This window comes from Aeromonas sp. QDB63, from assembly GCF_027707425.1.
GTDB lineage: Bacteria > Pseudomonadota > Gammaproteobacteria > Enterobacterales > Aeromonadaceae > Aeromonas > Aeromonas caviae.
The window spans coordinates 185,874-210,439 of sequence record NZ_JAPCIS010000001.1 but is presented as its reverse complement, the minus strand read 5'-3'; the positions used below and the strand labels follow the sequence as shown (position 1 = coordinate 210,439).

At 61.9% G+C, this 24,566-nt stretch carries 21 protein-coding genes; 15 read left to right on the top strand and 6 right to left on the bottom strand.

The features are described 5' to 3' along the window. Positions 1-80 precede the first annotated feature (80 nt). The 15 genes from murE to mutT all read left to right on the top strand — a co-directional run bounded on the left by murE (position 81) and on the right by mutT (position 18,884). Complete coding sequence (gene murE, locus PG879_RS01040) at positions 81-1,565, top strand: UDP-N-acetylmuramoyl-L-alanyl-D-glutamate--2,6-diaminopimelate ligase (RefSeq protein WP_210555973.1); 1,485 nt, start codon at positions 81-83, stop codon at positions 1,563-1,565. Continuing rightward, on the top strand, positions 1,562-2,917 hold the full coding sequence (gene murF / locus PG879_RS01035) for a UDP-N-acetylmuramoyl-tripeptide--D-alanyl-D-alanine ligase (protein WP_180907142.1): 1,356 nt from the start codon (positions 1,562-1,564) through the stop codon (positions 2,915-2,917). The genes murE and murF overlap by 4 nt, the downstream gene beginning before the upstream one ends. Continuing rightward, the gene (gene mraY / locus PG879_RS01030; RefSeq protein ID WP_010675838.1) at positions 2,911-3,993 is read left to right on the top strand and encodes a phospho-N-acetylmuramoyl-pentapeptide-transferase; all 1,083 of its coding nucleotides are present in this window, start codon (positions 2,911-2,913) and stop codon (positions 3,991-3,993) included. Before murF ends, mraY begins: the two co-directional genes overlap by 7 nt. 3 nt (positions 3,994-3,996) lie before the next feature. Beyond that, complete coding sequence (gene murD, locus PG879_RS01025) at positions 3,997-5,280, top strand: UDP-N-acetylmuramoyl-L-alanine--D-glutamate ligase (protein WP_069785545.1); 1,284 nt, start codon at positions 3,997-3,999, stop codon at positions 5,278-5,280. Further along, the gene (gene ftsW / locus PG879_RS01020) at positions 5,277-6,461 is read left to right on the top strand and encodes a cell division protein FtsW (protein WP_042880174.1); all 1,185 of its coding nucleotides are present in this window, start codon (positions 5,277-5,279) and stop codon (positions 6,459-6,461) included. The genes murD and ftsW overlap by 4 nt, the downstream gene beginning before the upstream one ends. Further along, positions 6,458-7,525: an undecaprenyldiphospho-muramoylpentapeptide beta-N-acetylglucosaminyltransferase gene (murG, locus tag PG879_RS01015; protein WP_010675835.1), complete on the top strand. Its 1,068-nt coding sequence runs from the start codon at positions 6,458-6,460 to the stop codon at positions 7,523-7,525. The genes ftsW and murG overlap by 4 nt, the downstream gene beginning before the upstream one ends. Before the next feature lie 110 nt (positions 7,526-7,635). Continuing rightward, complete coding sequence (gene murC / locus PG879_RS01010) at positions 7,636-9,090, top strand: UDP-N-acetylmuramate--L-alanine ligase (protein ID WP_041211792.1); 1,455 nt, start codon at positions 7,636-7,638, stop codon at positions 9,088-9,090. Between the two features lie 97 nt (positions 9,091-9,187). Beyond that, complete coding sequence (locus PG879_RS01005; protein ID WP_029314839.1) at positions 9,188-9,940, top strand: cell division protein FtsQ/DivIB; 753 nt, start codon at positions 9,188-9,190, stop codon at positions 9,938-9,940. Further along, the gene (gene ftsA / locus PG879_RS01000; protein ID WP_010675832.1) at positions 9,921-11,180 is read left to right on the top strand and encodes a cell division protein FtsA; all 1,260 of its coding nucleotides are present in this window, start codon (positions 9,921-9,923) and stop codon (positions 11,178-11,180) included. Before PG879_RS01005 ends, ftsA begins: the two co-directional genes overlap by 20 nt. Before the next feature lie 39 nt (positions 11,181-11,219). After that, complete coding sequence (ftsZ, locus tag PG879_RS00995) at positions 11,220-12,371, top strand: cell division protein FtsZ (RefSeq protein WP_005305686.1); 1,152 nt, start codon at positions 11,220-11,222, stop codon at positions 12,369-12,371. 102 nt (positions 12,372-12,473) lie between these two features. After that, positions 12,474-13,397 (top strand): UDP-3-O-acyl-N-acetylglucosamine deacetylase, encoded by a 924-nt coding sequence (lpxC, locus tag PG879_RS00990; RefSeq protein WP_010675831.1) that lies wholly within the window; start codon positions 12,474-12,476, stop codon positions 13,395-13,397. A gap of 140 nt (positions 13,398-13,537) precedes the next feature. After that, on the top strand, positions 13,538-14,443 hold the full coding sequence (locus PG879_RS00985) for a M23 family metallopeptidase (protein ID WP_244053320.1): 906 nt from the start codon (positions 13,538-13,540) through the stop codon (positions 14,441-14,443). A gap of 57 nt (positions 14,444-14,500) precedes the next feature. Then, positions 14,501-17,221 carry a preprotein translocase subunit SecA gene (secA, locus tag PG879_RS00980; RefSeq protein WP_069785548.1) on the top strand — a complete coding sequence of 907 codons (2,721 nt, stop codon included), beginning with the start codon at positions 14,501-14,503 and terminating at the stop codon, positions 17,219-17,221. Positions 17,222-17,286: 65 nt separating this feature from the next. Further along, positions 17,287-18,471: a tetratricopeptide repeat protein gene (locus PG879_RS00975; RefSeq protein ID WP_210555976.1), complete on the top strand. Its 1,185-nt coding sequence runs from the start codon at positions 17,287-17,289 to the stop codon at positions 18,469-18,471. Between the two features lie 8 nt (positions 18,472-18,479). After that, a complete protein-coding gene (gene mutT, locus PG879_RS00970) occupies positions 18,480-18,884 on the top strand; it encodes an 8-oxo-dGTP diphosphatase MutT (protein WP_171864957.1) in 405 nt (134 codons plus the stop codon). Positions 18,885-18,941: 57 nt separating this feature from the next. Here mutT and yacG read toward each other — a convergent pair whose 3' ends face one another. The 6 genes from yacG to tapB form a co-directional block, all read right to left on the bottom strand. Beyond that, positions 18,942-19,136 carry a DNA gyrase inhibitor YacG gene (yacG, locus tag PG879_RS00965; protein WP_010675826.1) on the bottom strand — a complete coding sequence of 65 codons (195 nt, stop codon included), beginning with the start codon at positions 19,134-19,136 and terminating at the stop codon, positions 18,942-18,944. Positions 19,137-19,146: 10 nt separating this feature from the next. Beyond that, on the bottom strand, positions 19,147-19,869 hold the full coding sequence (gene zapD, locus PG879_RS00960; protein WP_010675825.1) for a cell division protein ZapD: 723 nt from the start codon (positions 19,867-19,869) through the stop codon (positions 19,147-19,149). A 37-nt stretch (positions 19,870-19,906) separates the two neighbouring features. Continuing rightward, entirely contained in the window at positions 19,907-20,521 is a 615-nt protein-coding gene (gene coaE / locus PG879_RS00955; RefSeq protein WP_201964293.1) for a dephospho-CoA kinase, read from the bottom strand. A gap of 18 nt (positions 20,522-20,539) precedes the next feature. After that, the gene (locus PG879_RS00950) at positions 20,540-21,415 is read right to left on the bottom strand and encodes a prepilin peptidase (protein ID WP_257711449.1); all 876 of its coding nucleotides are present in this window, start codon (positions 21,413-21,415) and stop codon (positions 20,540-20,542) included. A gap of 77 nt (positions 21,416-21,492) precedes the next feature. Then, entirely contained in the window at positions 21,493-22,734 is a 1,242-nt protein-coding gene (locus PG879_RS00945) for a type II secretion system F family protein (protein ID WP_010675822.1), read from the bottom strand. A gap of 125 nt (positions 22,735-22,859) precedes the next feature. Continuing rightward, entirely contained in the window at positions 22,860-24,566 is a 1,707-nt protein-coding gene (tapB, locus tag PG879_RS00940; protein WP_257711448.1) for a PilB family type IVa pilus assembly ATPase TapB, read from the bottom strand.

The window sequence follows — 24,566 nt, the reverse complement described above, 5'->3', positions numbered from 1 at the left end:
TTCCATCGGCCCCGCTGCTGTCGGGGCGTTTTCCATGGCGTGTACGAGCGCCCGCATTCCCGCATTTTCGGAGGCTTCCCATGCCGCCCCGCACACTTGATCAACTGATGAGCCGCTTCGGCATCGATGCCCCGGCGCTTTCCCTCAACGATCTCCAGCTCGACAGCCGGCGGGTCGGTCCCGGCTCGCTCTTCGTGGCGATTCGTGGCCATCAGGTGGATGGCAGGCGCTTCATCGAACAGGCGGTGGCTCAGGGAGCGACCGCCGTGCTGTTTGAGGAGGACGGAGAATTCGTCCCTCCGGCGACCCAGATCCCCTGCATCGGCATGAGGGATCTTCCCGCTCGTCTCTCCGAGCTGGCCGGCCATTTCTACGGTCACCCTGCGCAAAAGTTGCAACTGGTGGGCATCACGGGCACCAACGGCAAGAGCACCACGGCCCTGCTGGTGGCCAACTGGCGCACCCTGCTGGGGGGCAAGGCCGGGGTCATGGGCACCATAGGCAACGGTCTGTTTGGCGAGCTCATCGAAGCAGAGAACACCACGGGCAGCGCGGTCCAGGTGCAGGCCAATCTGGCCGCCTTGCAGCAGCAGGGGGCCGATCTGGTGGCGATGGAGGTCTCCAGCCACGGTCTGGTGCAGCATCGCGTGGCGGCCCTGCCGTTTGCCTCGGCAGTCTTCACCAACCTGAGCCGGGATCATCTGGACTATCACGGCACCATGGAGGCCTATGCCGCCGCCAAGGAGGAGCTGCTGAAGCTGGTGGATGAGCCTTGCGCCGTCATCAACGCCGATGACCATCTGGGACGGCAATGGCTGGCGACCTATCCCGGTGCAGTGGCCTTCGGGGTTCATGGTCCGATTGAAAACCATGCCGGACGACAACTGACGGCGCAGGATCCCCACTTCCACCAACAAGGTTTTGATACGCGCATTAACTCCAGCTGGGGGAATGGTGTATTATCCGCCCCCTTGCTCGGCCGCTTCAACGTCAGCAACGTGCTGGGCGCCATGGGTGCCATGCTGGTGCTCGGCTACGACTTCGATGACCTGCTGGCGACGGCCCCCAGACTGCAACCGGTGACCGGTCGCATGGAGTGCTTCGGCGGTGGCGATGCGCCGCTCGCCGTGGTCGATTACGCCCACACCCCGGATGCGCTGGAGAAGGCATTGCAGGCCCTGCGGGTGCACTGTCACGGCCGGCTCTGGTGCCTGGTGGGATGCGGCGGCGACAGGGATCGCGGCAAGCGTCCCATGATGGCTGCCATGGCGGAGCAGCATGCGGACTGCGTGATCCTGACCGACGACAATCCCCGTACCGAGGAGCCGGCCCGGATAATGGCCGACATGGTGGCGGGTCTTCGCGATCCCGGCGCCGTGCAGATCGAGCACGACAGGACCAAGGCAATCCAGTTGGCACTGAGCCAAGCGAGCAAAGACGACATCATCCTGGTGGCCGGCAAAGGCCACGAGGATTATCAGATCATTGGAACCGACAAGCGGCACTACAGCGATAGGGAAACCGTCGCAGCCGCCTTGCACACATTAATGGAGTCATTCAAATGATGACCCTCAGGCTTGCCGACCTGGCGCAGGTGCTCGATGCCCGTCTGATCGGGGGCGACCATGAGATCACGGCGGTCAGCACCGACACCCGTACTCTGGGCGCGGGGGCGCTGTTCGTGGCCCTGCGCGGCGAGCGTTTCGACGCCCACGATTTCTGCGACCAGGCGGTTGCCGCCGGCGCCAGTGCCCTGCTGGTGGAGCGCGAATTGCCGCTGGCCATTCCACAACTGGTGGTGGGCGACACCCTCAAGGGGCTTGGGCGTCTGGGCAGGCTGGTGCGCGAGCGCATCAATCCGAAAGTGCTCGCCATCACCGGCAGCTGTGGCAAAACCACGGTGAAGGAGATGGCGACGGCCATCCTGCGTTGTGAAGGGGAGGTGCTGGCCACCGCCGGCAACTTCAACAACGAGGTGGGGGTGCCGCTGACCCTGCTGCGCCTCGAGCCGCAACACCAGTTCGCGGTGATGGAGCTGGGAGCCAACCACCCGGGCGAGATCGCCTGGACCACGTCGCTCGCCAGACCCGACGCCGCCATCATCAACAACGTCGCTGCCGCGCACCTGGAAGGCTTTGGCTCCCTGGAAGGGGTGTTCCATGCCAAGAGCGAAATCTTCGAAGGGTTAGGCGAGGGCGGCACCGCCATCGTCAATGCCGACAACGAGTTCTGGCCGAAGTGGCGTGAAAAGGGCATCCACTGCGCCTTCTCCCTTGAGGATCCGCGTCAGCCGTTCCACGCCCGCGACATCGTGCTCAACGAGCAGGGTTGTGCCGGGTTCGTGATGGTGACGCCCCAGGGAGAAGTGAATCTGACCCTGGCCATTCCGGGTCGCCACAACGTGGCCAACGCCCTGGCTGCTGCCGCCGGTACCCTGGCCCTGGGCGCATCGCTTGCGTCCGTCAAGGCGGGGCTGGAGCAGATGGCGCCGGTCAAGGGCCGTTTCTGCGTGCAACGCTGGGGTGGCCTCACTCTGGTGGATGACACCTACAACGCCAGCGTGGAGTCCGTGCTGGCGGGTATCGATGCCCTGACCGCCATGAACGGCTACAAGGTGCTGGTATTCGGTGACATGAAAGAGTTGGGTGAGGAGTCCGCCGCGCAGCATGCCCGGGTCGGACACCACGCCCGTGAGCAGGGCCTCGATGCCGTGCTGACCGTAGGGGAACAGAGTCGCCACACCGCAGATGCCGCGGCTGGCCGACATTTCGATAACAAGGCGTCGTTGTTTGAAGTGCTTGCGCAAATGATAAATACACATCAAGAAATCGCGATCTTGGTCAAGGGTGCCCGCGGCTCCCACATGGAAGATATCGTCGAGATGGTCAAGGGCCATCAGGAGTCAGCCACATGCTAGTCTGGCTGGCGGAACTGCTCACCCCGCACTTCACCTTCTTCAACGTCTTCTCCTACCTGACGTTTCGCGCCATCTTGTCGATCATCACCGGTCTGGTGGTGGCGCTCTGGATGGGGCCGCGCCTCATCCGTCGCCTGCAGATCATGAAGTTCGGCCAGGTGATCCGCAACGACGGTCCCGAATCCCACCTCAGCAAGAAGGGCACCCCGACCATGGGCGGCCTGATGATCATTGCAGCCATTTTCACTTCTGTGCTGCTCTGGTGCCGCCTCGACAACCCCTATGTCTGGCTGGTGCTGTTCGTGCTGGGGGCCTATGGCGCCATCGGTTTTGCCGATGACTATCTCAAGGTGGTGCGCAAGAACACCGATGGCCTCATCGCCCGCTGGAAGTACTTCTGGCAGTCCGCGGTCGCGCTGGGTGTGGCAGTCTTCCTCTACGCCACGGCCACCCACGATGGTCAGACCCAGCTGGTGGTCCCCTTCCTCAAGGATGTGATGCCCCAGCTCGGCCTGATGTTCATCCTGCTGACCTACTTCGTCATCGTCGGTACCTCCAACGCGGTCAACCTGACCGATGGCCTGGATGGCCTCGCCATCATGCCCACCGTGATGGTGGCGGGGGGCTTCGCCCTGATCGCTTGGGCGACCGGTAACGTCAACTTCGCGAACTACCTGCACATTCCCTACGTGCCCTACACCTCCGAACTGGTGATCGTCTGTACCGCCATCGTGGGCGCGGGCCTGGGCTTCCTCTGGTTCAACACCTACCCGGCCCAGGTCTTCATGGGGGACGTGGGTTCCCTGGCCCTGGGCGGCGCGCTCGGTACCATCGCGGTGCTGGTGCGCCAGGAGTTCCTGCTGGTGATCATGGGGGGCGTCTTCGTGATGGAGACCGTCTCGGTGATCCTGCAGGTCGGATCCTACAAACTGCGCGGCGTGCGGATCTTCCGCATGGCCCCCATCCATCACCACTATGAGAAGAAGGGCTGGCCGGAGCCGCGTGTCATCGTGCGCTTCTGGATCATCACCCTCATGCTGGTGCTGCTTGGCCTCGCCACCCTGAAGGTGAGGTAAGCCATGGTCATCATCATCGGACTCGGCAAAACCGGACTCTCCTGCGTCGATTACTTCCTCGACCGCGGCGTCACGCCGCTGGTGATGGACACCCGTACCAATCCGCCGGGCAAGGACGAGCTTCCCCCCGAGGTGGAGCTCATCCACGGGTTGGACGCTGAGCGGCTCAAGCAGGCGCACATGATAGTGGCGAGCCCGGGCATCGCCCTGGCGACTCCGGAGTTGAAGGCCGCCGCCGAGTTCGGGGTGCGCATCGTCGGTGACATCGAACTGTTCGTGCGTGAAACCCAGACGCCCGTCATCGCCATCACCGGTTCCAACGGCAAGAGCACGGTCACCACGCTAGTGGGTGAGATGATCGCCGAGGCGGGGCTCAAGGTCGGTGTGGGGGGCAATATCGGCACCCCGGCGCTGTCGCTCCTCAAGCAGCCCATGGATCTCTGCGTGCTGGAGCTCTCCAGCTTCCAGCTCGAGACCACCTACAGCCTGCGGGCCGCCGCCTCCGTGGTCCTGAACCTCAGTGAAGATCATATGGATCGCTATGCCGGCATGGCGGATTACCGCGCCGCCAAGATGGAGATCCATCAGCACTCCCAGCACATCCTGATCAATCGCGACGATCCCCAGACCCTGCCCGATGTGGGTCAGGTGTGGCAGAGTTTCGGCCTCGACTGCAACGGCTACGGTCGCTGCGAGCTGGAGGGCCGTCACTGGCTGACCTTGCACGGCGAGCCGCTCCTGGCGGTGGACGAGATGAAGATAGTGGGTGCCCACAACCAGGCCAATGCCCTGGCGGCCATGGCCCTGTGCGATGCGGTGGGCATTCCCCGCGAGGCACAACTTGCCGTGCTGCGCCGCTTTGAAGGCCTGCCTCACCGTGCCCGCTTCGTGCGGGAGGTAAATGGGGTGCGCTGGATCAACGACTCCAAGGCCACCAACGTGGGGGCGACCCTGGCCGCCGTGGCCGGGGTGCGTGAAGCGGTAAAGGGCCGCCTGCTGCTGCTGGCCGGTGGCCAGGGCAAGGGGCAGGACTTCGGCCCGGTGCAGGCCCTGCTCGGCAGCCAGATCGATCACATGTACTGCTTTGGTCAGGATGCCGAGGTGCTGCTGGCCCTGGGCGAACAGACCGAGCGAGTTGCCGATCTTGACGCTGCTGTCGCCAAGGCGGCGACCGACGCCAAGCCTGGTGACTGGGTGCTGCTGGCGCCGGCCTGCGCCAGCCTCGATCAGTTCAAGTCTTTCGAAGCGCGCGGTGATCGTTTCACCGAACTGGTGATGGGCTTATGAACGCCCTGCGTGTGGTTGCGGGATTCTTGCAGCGCTGGTTGCTACCGGCGCGCCCCGCTGGTCTCTACGATCGGCAACTGGTGGTGCTGGCCCTCGCCCTGATGGGCGTCGGGCTGGTGATAGTGGCGTCCGCTTCCATCCCTGAGGGGATCGCCATCAACAACGATCCCTTCATGTTCGTGAAGCGCCACGGCATGTTCCTGGTGATGGCGCTGGGTATCTCCTGGTTCGTGTTGCAGGTGCCTATGGCACGCTGGCAGCAGTACAACGGCCCCATGTTGTTGCTGGCCATCGTGCTGCTGGTGATGGTGTTGCTGGTGGGCCGCAGCGTCAACGGTTCGGTACGCTGGCTGCCGCTTGGCCCCTTCAACTTGCAGCCGGCTGAGTTCGGCAAGTTGGCACTGTTCGTCTATCTGGCGGGCTATCTGGTGCGCCGCCAGAGCGAGGTGCGCGAGCGCTTCATCGGTTTCATGAAACCCATGGCGGTGCTGTTCGTGGTGGCCATCCTGCTGCTGGCCCAGCCGGATCTCGGGTCAGTGGTGGTGATGTTCGTCACCTCCCTCGGGATGCTGTTCCTGGCCGGAGCCCGGCTGGTGCAGTTCATCGGTCTCATCCTGGTGGGGGTGAGCGCAGTGGTGACCCTGATCATCGCGGAGCCCTACCGGATGCGGCGGGTGACCTCTTTCCTCGACCCCTGGGCCGATCCCTTTGGCAGCGGCTATCAGCTGACCCAGTCCCTGATGGCCTTTGGTCGGGGGAGCTGGTTTGGCGAGGGGCTCGGCAACTCCATCCAGAAGATGGAGTACCTGCCGGAGGCCCACACGGACTTCGTGTTCGCCATTCTGGGCGAAGAGCTGGGCTACGTGGGGGTGCTTGGCGCACTCTTCCTGATTTTTGCGCTGGCGGTGAAGGCGCTCAAGCTGGGTCACCAGGCGCTGGTGGCCGAGCGGCTCTATGAAGGTTATCTGGCCATCGGCATCGGCATCTGGTTCAGCTTCCAGACTTTCGTCAACGTCGGTGCCGCCAGCGGCATGATGCCTACCAAGGGGCTGACCCTGCCGCTGGTCAGTTATGGCGGCTCCAGTCTCATCATCATGATGGTGGCGGTGAGCATGTTGATTCGTATCGATTTCGAGTTGCGCCAGGCAAGTGCCCAGGCGCGCGTGCGGGAGGTTGCGTGAGCAAGACGTTACTGGTGATGGCGGGTGGTACCGGGGGCCATGTGTTCCCCGGCCTGGCTGTCGCCGATCGCCTCAAGGCCCAGGGCTGGACCATCCACTGGCTCGGCACTGCCGACCGGATGGAGGCGGAGCTGGTGCCTGCCCATGGTTATCCCATCTCCTTCATCGACATCCAGGGGGTGCGTGGCAACGGCATCAAGCGTCTGCTCGCGGCGCCCTACCGTGTCATCAAATCCGTGCTGCAGGCCCGCCAGGTGCTCAAGACCATCCAGCCCGATGTGGTGCTGGGCATGGGGGGCTTCGCCTCCGGCCCGGGTGGCGTGGCCGCCTGGCTGTCCGGCATTCCGCTGCTGCTGCACGAGCAGAATGCCGCCGCCGGCCTGACCAACAAGCTGCTGGCCCGTATCGCCAGGCGGGTGCTGATGGCCTTCCCTGGTGCCTTCGCCCCCAATGCCCGCACCGCCGTGGTGGGCAACCCGGTGCGCCCCGAGGTGGTGGCGCTGCCGGATCCCCAACTGCGCAGCAGCAGCGATCCTCTGCGCCTGCTTGTGGTCGGTGGCAGCCTGGGGGCCCGGGTCCTCAACGAGCAGGTGCCTCCTGCGGTTGCAGCTGCCGGTGTGCCCATCGAGGTACGTCACCAGTGCGGCAAGGGCAATGGGGAGGCCGTGGCTGCTTCCTATGCCGGGCTGGGGGTCGAGGCCGAGGTGAGTGAATTTATCAAGGACATGGCGGATGCCTATGCCTGGGCGGACCTGGTGGTGTGCCGCGCCGGCGCATTGACCGTCTCCGAAGTGGCCGCTGCCGGTGTGGCCGCCATCTTCGTGCCCCTGCCCCATGCGGTGGACGATCACCAGACCCGCAACGCCCTGACCCTGGTCGACGGCGGTGCGGCCGAGTTCCTGCCCCAGTCCGAGCTGACGCCGGCGGCGCTGGCGTCGCGCCTCTCCTGGCTCGCCGGGCGCAGGGAAACCCTGCTGAACATGGCCCAGGCCGCGCGCCGGGTCGCCATCATCGATGCCGCCGAACGGGTTGCCGATGAGTGCAAACGGCTCGCCACCGGCTGAGCCAAACGAGATGGAAGGCGAAGATGTGCCGCCAAGGCCCCGCTTCTGTCTTCGAACTGATGAATGTCGCCGAATGAAAATGGCCTGTGGCCGCGAATTGAGAAAGAACTATGACCAAGGTTGAACTGGCAAAACTGCGTACCGTTATCCCCGAAATGCGCCGCGTGCGTCGCATCCACTTCATCGGCATCGGTGGCGCCGGTATGGGCGGTATTGCGGAAGTGCTTGCCAATGAAGGGTATCAGGTGACCGGCTCGGATCTGGCCCGCAACGGGGTGACCGAACGCCTGGCCTCTTTGGGCGCACACATCTTTGTCGGTCACAGTGCCGAGCATGTGGACGGTGCCAGCGTGGTGGTGGTTTCCACCGCCATCAAGCAGGACAACCCCGAGCTGCTGGCTGCCCGCGAGCTGCGTATTCCCGTGGTGCGCCGCGCCGAAATGCTGGCTGAGCTGATGCGCTTCCGTCACGGTATCGCCATCGCCGGGACCCACGGCAAGACCACCACCACCAGTCTGGTGGCGAGCATCTATGCCGAAGCGGATCGCGACCCCACCTTCGTCATCGGCGGTCTGCTCAACAGCGCCGGCACCAATGCCCGCCTGGGCAGCAGCCGTTATCTGATTGCCGAGGCGGACGAGAGCGATGCCTCCTTCCTGCATCTGCAACCCATGGTCTCCATCGTGACCAACATCGAAGCGGATCACATGGACACCTATGGTGGCGATTTCTCCAGGTTGAAGGCCACCTTCATCGATTTCCTGCACAACCTGCCGTTCTACGGTCTGGCCGTGGTGTGCGTGGATGACCCCGTGATCCGCGGCATGCTGCCGGAGATCGCCCGTCCCACCCTCACCTACGGTCTGAGCGATGATGCCGATGTGCAGGTGCTGGACTTCGTGCAGACCAGCAATCGCAGCCGTTTCCGGGTGCGCCGTGCGGGGGCGGGTGAGCTGGAGGTGACCCTGAATCTGCCGGGCATCCACAACGCCCTCAACGCCGCCGCCGCCATCGCGGTGGCAACCGAAGACGGCATCGGCGACGAGGCCATCATCCAGGCACTTTCCAAGTTTGAAGGGGTGGGGCGCCGCTTCCAGCAATATGGCGAGTTTGAAACCGGCCGTGGCAAGGCCATGCTGGTGGACGATTACGGTCATCACCCGAGCGAAGTGAAGGTGACCATCAACGCCGCTCGCGCCGGCTGGCCCGAGAAGCGGCTGGTGATGGTGTTCCAGCCGCACCGCTACAGCCGGACCCGGGATCTCTACGAAGATTTCGCGGATGTGCTTTCCAAGGTGGACGTGCTGGTGATGCTGGAGGTCTATGCCGCCGGTGAGGAGCCCATTCCCGGTGCCGATGGCCGTGCCTTGTGCCGTTCCATCCGCTCCCGCGGCACCCTGGAGCCCATCTTTGTCGCAACGCCGGACGATGTGCCCGCGGTGCTGGCCGACCTGATTGGCGAGGGGGATCTGGTATTGACCCAGGGGGCGGGTAACGTCGGTGCGCTGGCCCGTCGTCTCGGCGAGATGAAATTGAGCGTGGATAGCATGAAATCCGGTGCCTGAGGGCCCAATGAGTATTTTGACCGCCAAGCCGAGGCCTATATAATGGCGAACCGGTCTGCAAGTGGCCGGCATGGCGCGTTTTACGGGGATCGATCGGGTGGAGGCAAGGGCACAAGGGCGCACCAAGGGGGGCTTCATCGCCGGGGTGGCATTTTTTATCCTGGTCATGTGGGGGCTCTACCAGACTGCGCTGGATGTTAAAGACTGGCTGACGGATGCCAGTCGGTTGCCCATGAGCGAGCTGTTGCTGCAGGGGCAACACGAATATTTGAAGGCCGATGAGTTGCGTGCTGCCGTGCTGGATGGTGCCGAACTTCGCAACTTCTTCGAGCTGGATGTGAACGAATTGCAGGCGCGTCTGAACGCTCTGCCCTGGGTGGCCCAGGTCTCGGTACGAAAGAAGTGGCCGAACAAGATCAAGGTCTATCTCACGGAACAGGATGTGGCGGCTCGCTGGAACGGCAACCGCTTCGTCAACACCAAGGGTGAGGTATTCAGTGCCCCGGACAGGGTGAAGAAGCCCCTGATGCAGTTGTCTGGGCCCGATGATCAGGCCGCCAAGGTGCTGGAAGCCAGCCATCAGTACGAAACGCTGCTGGCGGCCAAGGGATACAAGTTGCTGGGGGTGAATCTGACCCCCCGCCATGCCTGGGAACTGACCCTGGATGGCAACATTCAGCTGTTTGTGGGGCGCTCGGATATCGCGCTTCGTCTGCAGCGGTTTATCGATGCCTTTCCGGTCATCGAGCCCCGTGAGCGGGTTGCTTACGTGGATCTTCGATACGACACCGGGATGGCAGTTGGCTGGAAGAAAAGCGAAGAGAAAGTGAATGACCAACACCGCAGATAGAAATTTGATTGTCGGACTGGATATCGGCACGACCAAGGTGGCGGTACTGGTTGGCGAAGTATTGCCTGATGGCGAACTCAATGTCATCGGCATGGGCAGCCACGCTTCTCGCGGGATGGAGAAGGGCGGGGTCAATGACCTCGACTCCGTGGTCAAGTCCCTGCGCCGCGCGGTGGAAGAGGCCGAGATGATGGCAGACTGCCAGATCAGTTCCGTCTATCTGGGGCTGTCCGGCAAGCACATCGATTGCCGCAACGAGACCGGCATGGTGCCCATCTCCGACGAAGAGGTGACCCAGGAGGATGTGGACAACGTCATCCACACCGCCAAGTCGGTGCGGTTGTCTGACGAGCTCCGGGTGCTGCACGTGCTGCCTCAGGAGTTCGCCATCGACTATCAGGAAGGGATCAAGAACCCGGTTGGCCTCTCCGGCGTGCGGATGGCAGCCAAGGTGCATCTCATCACCTGCCACAACGACATGGCGCGCAACATCGAGAAGTGTGTGGAGAAGGTGGGTCTGCGGGTGGATCAGCTGATCTTCTCCGCCCTGGCCTCCAGCTACGCCGTGCTGACCGAAGACGAGAAGGAGCTTGGTGTCTGCGTGGTGGACATCGGTGGTGGCACCATGGACATGTCGCTCTTTACCGGCGGCGCCCTGCGCCACACCAAGGTGATTCCCTATGCGGGCAGCACGGTGACCAGCGACATCGCCTATGCCTTCGGCACGCCGCCGCTGGATGCGGAGGCGATCAAGGTGCGCTATGGCTGTGCCCTCGGCCGCCTGGTCAGCAAGGAAGACAATATCGAAGTGCCCAGTGTCGGCGGTCGCCCGGCGCGCAGCCTGCAACGGCAGACACTGGCGGAAGTGATTGAACCCCGTTACACCGAGTTGCTCTCCATGGTGAATGACGAGCTGGTGCGGGTGCAGAGCGAATTGAAGGCACAGGGGGTCAAGCATCAGCTGGCCGCCGGTGTGGTCTTGACCGGTGGCGCGGCCCAGATCGAAGGCATTGTGGAGTGCGCAGAGCAGATCTTCCAGAGCCAGGTCCGGGTGGGCGAGCCCATGAATATCCGGGGATTGAGTGACTACGTACAGGCACCGGTGTACTCGACTGCGGTCGGGTTGTTGCAGTACGGCCGCACCAACCAATCCACCGGCAGTAACAAGGAATATGCCGCCAAGGCAAGCGTAGGTGGGCTGGTCAAACGGGTCAGCAACTGGTTGCGTGGCGAGTTCTAAAGATTTTGCTGAGTCAGGCAAATAAAGCGGAGAGACAACATGTTTGAATTTATGGATAGCCACACTGACGAAGCCGTCATCAAGGTGATAGGTGTGGGTGGCGGCGGCGGCAACGCAGTCGAGCACATGGTTCGTCAAAACATCGAAGGTGTCGAGTTCATCACCGTGAACACCGACGCCCAGGCACTGCGCAACTCCAGTGCCAATACCACCTTGCAGATCGGCGGTGGCATCACCAAGGGTCTGGGTGCCGGGGCCAACCCGGAAGTGGGTCGTGACGCCGCCATGGAAGACAGGGAAGCGCTGCGCGAGCTGCTGACCGGTTCCGACATGGTGTTCATCGCTGCCGGCATGGGTGGTGGTACTGGTACAGGTGCTGCCCCGATCGTGGCCGAAGTGGCCCGCGAGATGGGTATCCTGACCGTTGCCGTCGTGACCAAACCGTTCTCCTTCGAAGGGAAGAAGCGGATGGGCTTCGCCGCTCACGGCATCGAAGAGCTCTCCAAGAACGTCGACTCACTGATCACCATCCCCAACGACAAGTTGCTGAAGGTGCTGGGTCGCGGCATCTCCCTGCTGGACGCCTTCAAGGCGGCCAACGACGTTCTGCTGGGTGCAGTACAGGGCATCGCCGAGCTGATCACCCGCCCGGGCCTCATCAACGTCGACTTCGCGGACGTGCGTACCGTGATGCGCGAGATGGGTACCGCCATGATGGGTACCGGCTCCGCCTCCGGTGACGACCGTGCCGAAGAAGCGGCCGAGAAGGCCATCTCCAGCCCGCTGCTGGAAGACGTGGATCTGGCCGGTGCCCGCGGCATCCTGGTCAACATCACTGCTGGCATGGACATGACCATCGAAGAGTTCGAGACCGTGGGTAACGCGGTCAAGGCCTTCGCGTCCGAGAACGCTACCGTGGTGGTGGGTACCGTAATCGACCCGGAAATGCACGACGAACTGCGCGTTACCGTAGTGGCGACCGGTATCGGTGCCGAGCGCAAGCCCGACATCACTCTGGTCAAGAACAACATGGTTCAAGAGCGTCCGGCCCGTCAGCCCCTGATCAGCGAAGCCCTGCAGTCTCGCGTGATGGAAGAGGCCCCGGCCAAGGTGGTGAACGCCGAGCCGCAAGCTCGTCGCGAACCGGATTATCTCGATATTCCTGCGTTCCTGCGCAAGCAGGCAGACTAAGCCTCTGATGGCTCTGGTTTGTTTGTTGCTTAAGGATTGTGCTAAGATGGCCCGGCAACGACCATCTGGTCAGGAATTTGAGCTGTTAAAGCGGATACGCCCATGATTAGACAAAGAACCTTGAAAACGAGTGTCCAGGCCACCGGTGTGGGCCTGCATTCGGGCCGGAAAGTCACTATGACGTTCCGTCCGGCGCCTGTTAACACAGGGATCGTTTACTTGCGTACCGATCTGAATCCTGTGGTCGCGCTGCCAGCCAACGCCGATCAGGTGCGTGATACCGTGCTTTGTACCGCTCTGGTGAACGAAGCCGGTGTTCGCGTGTCGACCATCGAACATCTGTCTGCCGCTCTGGCCGGGATGGGCATCGACAACCTCTATGTCGAGGTTGATGCCCCCGAGATCCCGGTAATGGACGGCAGTGCGCATCCGTTCATCTATCTGCTGCAGGAAGTGGGTATTCGTGAACAGAACGCGCCCAAGCAGTTCGTGCGGATCAAGCAGAGCATCCGGGTTGAAGACGGCGACAAGTGGGCGGAATTCCACCCCTATCGCAACGGCTTCAAGATGGATCTCGAGATCGATTTCCAGCATCCGGTGTTTGAAGGCCGCAACCAGCGTTGCGTGCTGGACTTCTCCGGCAGCTCCTTCGTGAAAGAGATCAGCCGTGCCCGTACCTTCGGCTTCATGCGTGACATCGAGTACCTGCGTTCCCAGAACCTGGCACTGGGCGGCAGCCTGGAAAACGCCGTGGTGCTGGATGACTACCGGGTGCTGAACGAAGATGGTCTGCGCTACGAAGACGAGTTCGTGAAGCACAAGATGCTGGATGCCATCGGCGATCTGTACATGTGCAATCGCAGTATCATCGGTGAATTCCGTGCCTACAAGACGGGCCATGCCCTGAACAACAAGCTGCTGCGTGCCCTGCTGGCCCAGCAGGAGGCCTGGGAACTGGTGACCTTCGAGGGTGAGGGCGACAAAGCGCCTATCGCTTACTACGACAACGGTCTGGTTCTGGCCTGATAGCTGTGCAACAGGACGTCGGTCATCTCTCCGCACCGACGTCCTGTCATTTGTTTATTCCATCCTTTAATACCGATTATCTCCCGGTTTTATTGCCCGTGCAGGCCCTTGGCCTCACCTGACCGAGAAGACAGATTTCTATGAGCATTACCCTGATCCTCCACGGTAAGCAGCGCCGCAGGTTGCACTTACCCAAACAACGTCTGGCCTGGGTCGGCGGTATTATCTTCACTGTATTGGCCTTGGGGGGCGGCTGGCTCTGGCAGAGCTGGCAGCAGAAAATGGAGGCGCTGGAAGTGGCGCTGACCCTGGCGCAGCAGCAAAAATCCACGCAAGGGGCCGATGAAGCCCGCGAACAGCTTGCCATGCTGGCCGCCCAGGTGGGCACCATGCAGGGACAGCTTGGCCGTCTCAACGCCCTCGGCGAACGCCTGACCGAGAAGGCGGACCTGGATCCCGAAGAGTTCAACTTCAAGGAGCTGCCTCCCATGGGGGGCCCCTCCTATGATGCGGATCTGGAAGTCAGCCTCAACGAATTGCAAGACTCCATGGAACACCTCAACCGCCAGCTCAGCAGCCGCGAAGAACAGCTGTCGGTACTTGAAACCTTCATCATGAATCACCATATCACCGATGCCGGCTTCATCCCGGGTTCACCGGTGAAGCAGGAGCGAGTCTGGATCTCCTCCGGCTTCGGTGGCCGGGTCGATCCGTTCAACGGTCGCGCCAAGATGCACAAGGGAGTGGATTTCCGTGGCAAGCCCGGCACGCCCATCCTGGCGACCGGCAAGGGGATCGTCAGCTGGGCTGGCCGTCACCCTGAATTTGGCAACATGGTGGAAATCGACCATGGCAATGGTCTGGTCACCCGCTATGCCCACAATTCCAAGTTACTGGTGGATGTGGGCACCCTGGTCGATGAGGGCCAGAAGATTGCCCTGATGGGGCGAACCGGTCGTGCAACCGGAGTTCATTTGCATTACGAAGTGTTGAAAGATGGTCGTCAGGTCAACCCCGCGCGCTTTCTGAATGCCAGACGGGGTTAGGTTTTTTCTTCAGGTTCCAGTGACGGAACGCTTATATAACCAAAACAGTTGGTACCCATGATTAGCACACTGCTCACCAAGATTATCGGCAGCCGGAACGACAGAACGCTCAAGGCTTTGCGCAAAATTGTAAAACAGATCAATGCGATGGAGCCTCAGTTCGAGGCACTGTCCGACAGCGAGCTGCAGGCCAAGACCGCCGAGTATCGCCAGCGCCTGGAGCAGGGTGAGACCCTGGAGCAGTTGCTGCCGGAGGCCTTCGCCACCGTGCGTGAAGCCTCCCGCCGGGTGTTCGGCATGCGCCACTTCGACGTCCAGCTGATCGGCGGCATGGTGCTGAACTCCAACCGTATCGCCGAGATGAAGACGGGTGAAGGCAAGACCCTCACCGCGACCCTGCCGGCCTACCTGAACGCCCTGACCGGCCGCGGTGTGCACGTCGTGACGGTGAACGACTATCTGGCCAAGCGTGATGCGGAAGCCAACCGCCCGCTGTTCGCCTTCCTCGGCATGACGGTGGACTGCAACGTGCCCGGCATGGATGCATCCCAGAAGCGCGATGCCTACGCTGCCGACATCACCTACGGTACCAACAACGAATTCGGTTTCGACTACCTGCGCGACAACATGGCATTCTCGCCGGAGCAGCGCGTACAGCGTCCGCTCAACTACGCGCTGGTGGATGAGGTGGACTCGGTGCTCATCGATGAAGCCCGCACCCCGCTCATCATCTCCGGTCCGGCGGAAGACAGCTCCGCCATGTACACCCAGATCAACAAGTTGATCCCGCTGCTGGTCAAGCAGGACAAGGAAGACTCCGAGGAGTACACCGGCGACGGTCACTACACGGTGGACGAGAAGAACCGCCAGGCGCTGCTGACCGAAAACGGCCAGATCTTCGTGGAAGAGCTGCTCAAGAAAGAGGGACTGCTGGCCGAGGATGACTCCCTGTTCTCCGCCACCAATATCAGCCTGCTGCATCACGTCAATGCCGGCCTGCGCGCGCACACCCTGTTCGAGCGCAACGTCGACTATATCGTCCAGAAGGACGAGATCGTCATCGTCGACGAGCACACCGGCCGCACCATGCCGGGTCGTCGCTGGTCAGACGGTCTGCACCAGGCGGTCGAGGCGAAGGAAGGGGTCAAGATCCAGAACGAGAACCAGACCCTGGCCTCCATCACCTTCCAGAACTACTTCCGTCTGTACGACAAGCTGGCGGGCATGACCGGTACTGCGGATACCGAAGCCTTTGAATTCCAGCAGATCTATGGCCTGGATACCGTGGTCATCCCGACCAACAAGCCGATGGTGCGCAAGGACATGGGCGATCTCGTCTACCTGACCGCCCAGGAGAAATACGCGGCCATCGTGCAGGACATTCGCGAGTGCGTGAAGCGCGGCCAGCCCGTGCTGGTCGGTACCGTCTCCATCGAGAACTCCGAGCTGCTCTCCGGCATCCTGACCAAGGAAAATATCCCGCACAAGGTACTGAACGCCAAGTTCCATGCCATGGAAGCGGAGATCGTCGCCCAGGCCGGCCAGACCGGCGCTGTCACCATCGCCACCAACATGGCCGGTCGTGGTACCGACATCGTGCTGGGTGGCAACTGGCAGGCGGAGATCGCCCAGCTGGAAAACCCGTCAAGCGAGCAGATTGCCGAGCTGAAAGCGGCCTGGCAGGTGCGTCATGACGAAGTACTGGCGGCCGGTGGTCTGCATATCATCGGTACCGAGCGTCACGAATCCCGCCGTATCGACAACCAGCTGCGCGGCCGTTCCGGTCGTCAGGGTGATCCGGGTTCCTCCCGCTTCTACCTCTCCATGGAAGATACCCTGATGCGGATCTTCGCCTCCGACCGCGTGACCGGCATGATGAAGAAGCTGGGTATGGAAGAGGGCGAGGCCATCGAGCATCCCTGGGTGACCAAGGCCATCGAGAATGCCCAGCGCAAGGTGGAAGGTCGCAACTTCGACATCCGTAAAAACCTGCTCGAGTTCGACGACGTGGCCAACGATCAGCGCAAGGTGGTCTACGAGCAGCGCAACGAACTGCTGGACACCAACGACATCTCCGAGACCATTCACGTCATCCGTGACGACGTCTACGGCGCCATCATCGACGAGTACATCCCGCCCCAGTCCCTGGAAGAGATGTGGGACGTGCCGGGTCTGGAAGCGCGTCTGAAGTCCGATTTCGCCCTGGATCTGCCGTTGCAGCAGTGGCTGGCGGAAGACGACAAGCTGTATGAAGAGAAGCTGCGTGAACGCATCCTGGATGAAGCCACCAAGCTCTATGCCCACAAGGAAGAGCTGGTCGGCAAGGAGGTGCTGCGCAACTTCGAGAAGGCGGTGATGCTGCAAACGCTGGATGGTCTGTGGAAGGAGCACCTGGCGGCCATGGATCACCTGCGTCAGGGCATCCATCTGCGCGGCTACGCACAGAAGAACCCCAAACAGGAGTACAAGCGCGAATCCTTCGATCTGTTCACCCAGATGCTGGAGACCCTCAAGCGCGACGTGGTCAGTATCCTGAGCCGGGTACAGGTGCAGGAGCGGGATGTGGAGGCGATGGAAGAGCAGCAGCGCCAGCAGGCCGAAGCCGCTCCCCGTACCTACACCCATGCCACGGCCGAAAACCAGCTGGCTGACGAGGATACGGGTGGGGCCGAGGGCCATACCACCTTCGTGCGCGACGAGCAGAAGATCGGGCGCAATGATCCCTGCCCCTGTGGTTCGGGTAAAAAATACAAGCACTGTCACGGTCAGCTGACCTGACACCCTGCCATGATGAATACACCGCCTCCGGGCGGTGTATTCATTTTCGGACCAAGGAGGGGACGATGAGCAGATTGCCGGCGGGATGGGATGGGGAGGCACATGGGCACTGGCTGCAGGAGAGACGCCAGGAGGCGATCCGTTGTGTGCTGAGCAGGCTGAACGAAGAGACGAACAAATCCGTTCCCCTGCAACTGCAGTTTGCCTATTACCTCTTTTTGTCCGGCGATCCCGCCTCGGCGGCACAGGTGCTGACGCTGGCGTACCGGTCCGCGCCCGATAACACTGAGGTGCTGCGCAATCTCTGTGTCTGCCTCTCGCGCTCCGATCAACATGAGCGGGCCGTGACGCACCTGGTCGAACTGGTGCGGCGCGAGCCGGATGATTATCTGGTCCATGACGGGCTTTGCACTTCCCTTGCCAAGCTAGGACGCCATGAAGAAGCGGCACAAGCGGGAACCCGTGCCCTGACTCTCAAGGATGAGGCCGTCTCGCAGCCCGTCGCGGGGTGGGTGCTGCCGGCAGAGGGGCCGGATGTCTGGCTCGCGGAGCAGGGGGAGAAGCAGGCAGTCATCGCCTTCTCCTTGTGGGGGGTACAGCCCCGCTATTTGCGGGGAGCGCTCGACAATGTGCTGGCCGCAGCTTACCTCTATCCGGGCTGGCGGGTGCGCTTTTATGTGGATGGCAGTGTCTCTCAGGGGTTTCTGGCCTGCCTGCAGGAACATGGCGCAGAGATAAAGGTGCAGCCCGATGGCCAATCCCAGCGTCAGCGCCTCTGCTGGCGCTTCCTGGTCGCCAATGATCCCGGAGTGGGGCGCTTCCTTGTGCGCGATGCGGACTCCGTGCTGAATCTGCGGGAGCGGCTGGCGGTCGATGACTGGCTTGCATCGGGGCGCTGGTTCCATATCATGCGTGACTGGTGGAGCCACACCGATCTGGTGCTGGCCGGCATGTGGGGCGGTGTGGCCGGTGTGCTACCTCCCCTTGCGCCGCTGATGGCGAGCTATCAGCCCAGTACCATGGAAACACCGAACATCGACCAGTGGTTCTTGCGAGACTGTTTATGGCGCTATCTGCGCCAGAGCGCGCGGGTGCACGATCGGTGTTTCACTCCGCCCGGTGCTGTGCCCTGGCCGCAGGTTGCGCCGCCGGGCAATGAGCATGTCGGGCAGGATCTCTTCAGGGCCCGGGGGGATCAGCAGGCCATTCGGCTTGCTCCCTGGATCGCCCGTTTGCCGTGTTTACGCTGAGGACAATGATGGAACAGAAGAAACGGATCTGGGTGGCGGTGGGCGTCATCGAGAACGAACGGGGCGATATCTTCATCGCCAAACGCTCAGCCGATCGCCATCAGGGGGACCGCTGGGAGTTTCCCGGTGGCAAGGTGGAGTCGGGGGAGGATCTGCTCACCGCGCTGGACAGGGAATTGTGGGAAGAGATCGGGATCCGGGTGCAGGATTGTGCCCCCTTCATGGAGCTGCACCACGACTACCCCGACAAGCAGGTCTTGCTGGATATCTGGAAGGTGACCCGTTTCCACGGCGAGCCCTTTGGCAAGGAGGGACAGGAGTGCCGCTGGGTACCACTGGCCTCGCTGCACGAATACCGCTTCCCGGATGCCAACGGCCCCATCGTCGCGCGGTTGCAGGCCTCGCTTGCCTGAAAGGGAATCGATACCAACGAAAGAGGGCCTGAGGGCCCTTTTTTGATCGTGAAGTGTTTATTGCCAGGGATCGCCCCGTTCCGGGTCGGGCAGCAGATCCGGGTTGATCTCGCCCGGGATGCGCTTCTGTTCATCCGCCCACTCGCCGAGGTCGATCAGCTGGCAGCGCTTGCTGCAGAAGGGGCGAAACGGGCTCTGCGGACCCCATTCGATCTCGCTCTGACAGGTCGGACACTTTACCTTGGTCACCATGGGGCGCTCCTCAACAACAGGCGAGCTGGAAGGAGACGTCGCCTATCTGCTGCTCCGTCGTCGGCAGGAAGCGCAGGGCGAAGCGGTTCTTGTGGCCGCTCAGGGTCGGATAGCAGGGCTGGGTGCCCGCCAGACGGATGCGGATCAGTTCAGCCCCTTCGGCGGTATCCTGGAAGAAGCCGTTGGTGGCCACCTGGTCGCTGAAGTTGCCCGACTCGCGCCACAGGCGCAGCAACAGGGAGATGGCGTTCATCAGCAGGGTGATGTCACTCAGCCATTGCTGCATCTGCTGGTGGCGGGTGACGGCCGGGGTCGCCAGCCAGTGGTGCAGTTGCGGCACATCGAAGGCGCACAGACCACCCGGAATGGAGAAGCGCTGACGAATGGAGCCGAGCAGGCGATCCTCTTTCAGACGGGCGCCGGGGCGCGGGGAGTTCAGCAGGTTGCGGGAGAGCTGGGTGCTCTCCTGCTGCATCCGCTGGATCTGCTCGAGATCGACGTCAGGCAGACTGGCCCAGTGGCTCAGGCGTTGGCCGAGGCGCTCCAGATCCTTGATGAGATCGGCACGCAGGTCACCACGCTCCAGCAACTCCTGCAAATCGAACAACCCCTTGAAGAAGGCGATATGTGCCCAGGACTGGTCACTCTCCAGATTGTCGCGGATCTGGGAAAACAGGGACTCCAGACGAAGATAGGTCCGGCTTTTTTCATTGAGGGGAAAATCGTAAATCATGCCTAATCCTGGCCAGCCATAAACCGGCCTAGTGTACTCACAGTTGGTGGGCTTGTTGAGAGGCAAATGCCAGATATGTCTGGTGCAGGGCGAAAATTCGCTGCCCGATGGTCTCACTCGTACCACTCTGGTTGTCCAGGACGTCGTCGGCCATCGCCAGGCGTTCGCTGCGGCTCGCCTGGGACGCCAGTATCGCCTGGACCTGTTCCCGAGTGACGTCATCGCGGCGGCAGGTACGCTCGATTTGCGTCGCTTCGTCCACATCGATCACCAGTACCCGATCGGCGAGGGAAGTGAGCCTGTTTTCCACCAGCAAGGGGACGACCAGCAGGCAGTAGGGGGAGCGGGTTGCCTCACACTGGCGCAGCATCTCGCTGCGGATGAGGGGATGGAGCAGGGCATTGAGCCACTCCTTGGCCTGCGAATCGGTGAAGATCCGCTCTCGCAGCCGGCGGCGATCGAGCTGGCCATCGGGGGCAACGACATCCGGGCCAAAATGGGCGGCGATGGCAGCCAGAGCAGGGGTGCCGGGCTCCACTACCTCGCGGGCGATGATGTCCGCATCCACCACCTCGATGCCCAGCTCGGCAAAGCGGTTGGCAACCGTGGTCTTGCCGCTGCCGATTCCCCCTGTGATTGCGACTACATACATGGGTCAGAGATCCTTTTGCTAGAGCACGACATCAAGATACCAGCGGGTGATGCTATCGCCCCACAGCAGCGTTATCCAGCCCGCGATGGCGAGATAGGGGCCAAAGGGAATGGGTTTGCTCTGGTGGTGGTTGCGCAGCAGGATGAGACCGATGCCGATGATGGCGCCCGCCAGCGAAGAGAGCAGCAGCACGATGGGCAAGGCTTGCCAGCCGAGCCAGGCGCCCAGCGCCGCCAGCAGTTTGAAATCCCCGTACCCCATCCCTTCCTTGCCGGTCAGCAGCTTGAAGGTCCAGTAGAGGCTCCAGAGCACCAGATAGCCAGCCATGGCGCCGACCACCCCATCGGCCAGGGGCACGAAACCGCCCGCCAGATTGAACAGCAGGCCACCCCAGAGCAGGGGCAGGGTGAGCTGATCCGGCAAGAGCATCTTGTCCAGGTCGATGAAGGTCAGTGCGACCAATGTCCAGGTGAGCAACAGAGCGGCAAGGGTGCCCCAGCCGGGGGCAAGCGCGGCTGCTACCGAGACCGACAGCAGGGCGGTGAGCAGCTCAACCAGGGGATAGCGAGCCGAAATGGGGGCGTGGCAGTTGCGGCAGCGCCCCCTGAGCCATAGCCAGCTCAGCAGGGGAATGTTCTCCAACGCCCCTATGGGGTGGTCGCAGTGGGGGCAGCGGGAGCGAGGCACCATGAGGTTGTATCGTCCGGTTGCAGGAGGAGTCTCTTCACCGTCACCGAAATAGTCGCTGTATTCGGCATGCCAGGCCTGCTCCATCATGATGGGCAGACGATGGATCACCACGTTCAGGAAGCTGCCCACCATCAGGGAGAAAAGGAAAATCAAGGAGAGATAGAGCCAGGGCAAGCCCTGGGCCAGTTCGATCAAAGGCACCATAGATCAATCGCTTGTGTCGGGAACGGGGATGGCAGATGGCCGGGGGAAATGCACCGCCCGGCCCTCTGTCGAGGGGGTCAGTGTATCACAGAGCCCAGCTTGAAGATGGGGAGGTACATGGCCACGACCATGCCGCCGACCAGCACCCCGAGCACCACCATGATGATGGGTTCGAGCAGGCTGGTGAGGCCGTCGACCATGTCGTCCACTTCCTGTTCGAAAATGGCGGCGACCTTGGAGAGCATGTCGTCGATGGCGCCGGATTCCTCACCGATCATCACCATCTGGGTCACCATGTCGGGGAAAAGATCCACGGTGCGCATGGCGACGTTGATCTGCATGCCGGCCACCACCTCGTTGCGAATGGCCATGGTCGCAGTGCGATAGACATAGTTGCCGGATGCTCCGGCCGCCGAGACCAGGGCATCCACCAGCGGGATACCGGCGGAGAAGGTGGTGGAGAGGGTGCGGGCAAAACGGGCCATGGCCGCCTTGTGCAGTATGTTGCCCACCACGGGAATGGTGAGGATGAACTTGTCCGTGTTGTCCCTGACCTTCTGGGATTTTCGCCAGGCCCGCACATAGAGGAAGACGGCGAGAGCCGCGCCGCCAAAGATGGCGTACCACCACTCCTGCATGAAGCGGGAGATGGCGATGACGAACCGGGTGAAGGCGGGCAGTTCGGCACCGAAGCTCTTGAAGATATCCTCGAACTGGGGAATGACGAAGAGCAGCAGGATGGAGGTGACGACGATGGCCACCAGAATGACCATGGACGGATAGAACATGGCCTTCTTGATCTTGGATTTGAGGGCTTCGTTCTTCTCGCGGTAGATGGCGATACGGTCGTAGATGGTCTCCAGGGCACCGGATTGCTCCCCGGCCTCGACCAGGTCGCAATAGAGGTCGTCGAAGTGGCGGGGATGGCGGCGCAACGCCTCCGAGAGCGGGGTGCCCGTTTCCACATCGGCGGCGATCTGGCCGATGAGTTCGCGCACCGCCGCTTTCTCGTGGCCGCGAGCAATGATCTGAAGACTCTGCACCAGAGGCACGCCGGCGGAGAGCATGGTAGTGATCTGGCGGGAGATGACGGCGATGTCCATCGGCTTGATCTTGGCGCCGCCCTTGGAGAAGAGCCCCTGGCTCTGCTTGCTGACCCTGGTGACGTTGACGCCCTGCTTGCGCAGCTCGGCCTTGACGGTGGTGATGCTGTCGGCTTGCAGCTCGCCGGAGACCTTCTGTCCCTTGCGGTTGACGCCGTGCCAGCGGTAGGAGAAGACTTTTTTCGGTGCGTTGCGTTTTTGAGCTAATGTGGCCATCACTGCATCCTGCAATTGGGCGACGGTGGCCGGATGCTGCTGCCTGTCCGGCTCATCTTGGCTTGAAGAAGGTCATCGGGGTGTTGGCAGCAGCGTCACCCGGTGAGATGCCTCGAACATTCTACTCAGTTGGTGGTAATCCGGTTGATTTCAGCCAAGCTGGTGACCCCAAGACGGGCTTTTTCAAGACCCGAGATCCGCAGGGTACGCATTCCTTCCTTTTGAGCGATGGCCGCGATTTGCAGCGAATTGGCTCCCTGCATGATAAGTTTGGCGATGTTGTCGGACATCAGCATGATCTCATAGATCCCGACCCGCCCACGGTACCCTCCCGAGCACTCCTTGCAACCCACGGGCTTGAACAGGCGCAAGCCAACGGCCAGCTGCTGCTGGGTAAAACCGAGCTCCAGCAGCTCGGCTTCTGGAACCGTTTCGGGGGACTTGCAGTGGTCGCACAGTTTGCGGGCGAGACGCTGGGCCATGATGAGGGTGACCGAAGAGGCGATGTTGAAGGCCGGCACCCCCATGTTCATCATCCGGGTGAGCGTTTCTGCCGCCGAGTTGGTGTGCAGGGTGGAGAGCACCAGGTGACCGGTCTGGGCGGCCTTGATGGCGATCTCGGCGGTTTCCAAATCCCGTATCTCCCCCACCATGACGATGTCGGGATCCTGGCGCAGGAAGGAGCGCAGGGCGCTGGCGAAGGTGAGCCCCGCCTTGGGATTGATCTGCACCTGGTTGACGCCGGGCAGGTTTATCTCAACCGGATCTTCGGCGGTGGAGATATTGACCTCGCTGGTGTTGAGGATGTTGAGGCCGGTATAGAGTGAGACCGTCTTGCCTGACCCCGTAGGGCCGGTCACCAGGATCATGCCCTGAGGTTTGGAGAGGGCGTGCAGGTATTGCGTCTTCTGCCGGTCGTCAAAGCCGAGTTGATCGATATTGAGCCGGGCGGCCGAGGAGTCCAGCAACCGGATCACGATTTTTTCGCCCCACATGGTGGGCAGGGTGTTGACCCGCATGTCCATGGATCTGTTGCGTGAGATCTTGAGCTTGATCCGGCCATCCTGGGGCAGGCGCCGTTCGGCAATGTCGAGCCGCGCCATCACCTTGAGACGAGCCGCGAAGCGGTTGGCCAGGTTGACCGGCGGCGTGGCGACTTCGTGCAGTATGCCGTCTACCCGAAAGCGGATACGGTACTTGGTCTCATAGGGTTCGAAGTGCAGGTCGGAGGCGCCGCGCTTGATGGCATCCATCATGATTTTATTGATGTATTTGACGATGGGGGCATCGTCATCTGCGGTATTGACGCTCTCATCGAGGCGGGAGTTTTCGTCCGAGACTTCCAGCTCGGAGATCTCCGACTCGTCGATCTCCTCCATGCCGAGGGCATCCTGCTCGCTTTCCAGCAGCTTGCCGATGGCGGCGGTGAGCTTGTTCTCTTCCACCAGCAGGGCTTCTGTATGGAGCCCGAAGCTGAAGCCAAAATCCTCCAGTGCCGACACGTTGGTCGGATCGGACATGGCGATATAGAGGGTATGCCCCTGGGTGTAGATGGGCAGCACATGGTGTTTTTCAATCAGCTTTTGATTGAGGTATTTCTGCGGGATCTCGGCGAGATCGAAGGCCGCCAGATCCAGCAGAGGTACCCCATATTCCAGCTCGCAGAAATCGGCGAGAGCTTTGCTGTCGAGGATGTCGTTTTCAATCAGGAAGGTGACAAAGGGCTTGCGCTGCGCCTTGGCCTGGCTCAGATAGCGCTGTGAGTCCGGCTCACTGAGGAGGGAAGAAGCGGCCAAGCTGGTGGCCAGGCCGCTATTAAGGCTAGAGGTCAT

Coding starts and splice junctions, on each gene's coding strand:
- murE (WP_210555973.1), top strand. CDS start 81: ATGCCGCCCCGCACACTTGATCAACTGATGAGCCGCTTCGGCATCGAT.
- murF (WP_180907142.1), top strand. CDS start 1,562: ATGATGACCCTCAGGCTTGCCGACCTGGCGCAGGTGCTCGATGCCCGT.
- mraY (WP_010675838.1), top strand. CDS start 2,911: ATGCTAGTCTGGCTGGCGGAACTGCTCACCCCGCACTTCACCTTCTTC.
- murD (WP_069785545.1), top strand. CDS start 3,997: ATGGTCATCATCATCGGACTCGGCAAAACCGGACTCTCCTGCGTCGAT.
- ftsW (WP_042880174.1), top strand. CDS start 5,277: ATGAACGCCCTGCGTGTGGTTGCGGGATTCTTGCAGCGCTGGTTGCTA.
- murC (WP_041211792.1), top strand. CDS start 7,636: ATGACCAAGGTTGAACTGGCAAAACTGCGTACCGTTATCCCCGAAATG.
- ftsA (WP_010675832.1), top strand. CDS start 9,921: ATGACCAACACCGCAGATAGAAATTTGATTGTCGGACTGGATATCGGC.
- ftsZ (WP_005305686.1), top strand. CDS start 11,220: ATGTTTGAATTTATGGATAGCCACACTGACGAAGCCGTCATCAAGGTG.
- lpxC (WP_010675831.1), top strand. CDS start 12,474: ATGATTAGACAAAGAACCTTGAAAACGAGTGTCCAGGCCACCGGTGTG.
- PG879_RS00985 (WP_244053320.1), top strand. CDS start 13,538: ATGAGCATTACCCTGATCCTCCACGGTAAGCAGCGCCGCAGGTTGCAC.
- secA (WP_069785548.1), top strand. CDS start 14,501: ATGATTAGCACACTGCTCACCAAGATTATCGGCAGCCGGAACGACAGA.
- PG879_RS00975 (WP_210555976.1), top strand. CDS start 17,287: ATGAGCAGATTGCCGGCGGGATGGGATGGGGAGGCACATGGGCACTGG.
- mutT (WP_171864957.1), top strand. CDS start 18,480: ATGGAACAGAAGAAACGGATCTGGGTGGCGGTGGGCGTCATCGAGAAC.
- yacG (WP_010675826.1), bottom strand. CDS start 19,136: ATGGTGACCAAGGTAAAGTGTCCGACCTGTCAGAGCGAGATCGAATGG.
- zapD (WP_010675825.1), bottom strand. CDS start 19,869: ATGATTTACGATTTTCCCCTCAATGAAAAAAGCCGGACCTATCTTCGT.
- coaE (WP_201964293.1), bottom strand. CDS start 20,521: ATGTATGTAGTCGCAATCACAGGGGGAATCGGCAGCGGCAAGACCACG.
- PG879_RS00950 (WP_257711449.1), bottom strand. CDS start 21,415: ATGGTGCCTTTGATCGAACTGGCCCAGGGCTTGCCCTGGCTCTATCTC.
- PG879_RS00945 (WP_010675822.1), bottom strand. CDS start 22,734: ATGGCCACATTAGCTCAAAAACGCAACGCACCGAAAAAAGTCTTCTCC.
- tapB (WP_257711448.1), bottom strand. CDS start 24,566: ATGACCTCTAGCCTTAATAGCGGCCTGGCCACCAGCTTGGCCGCTTCT.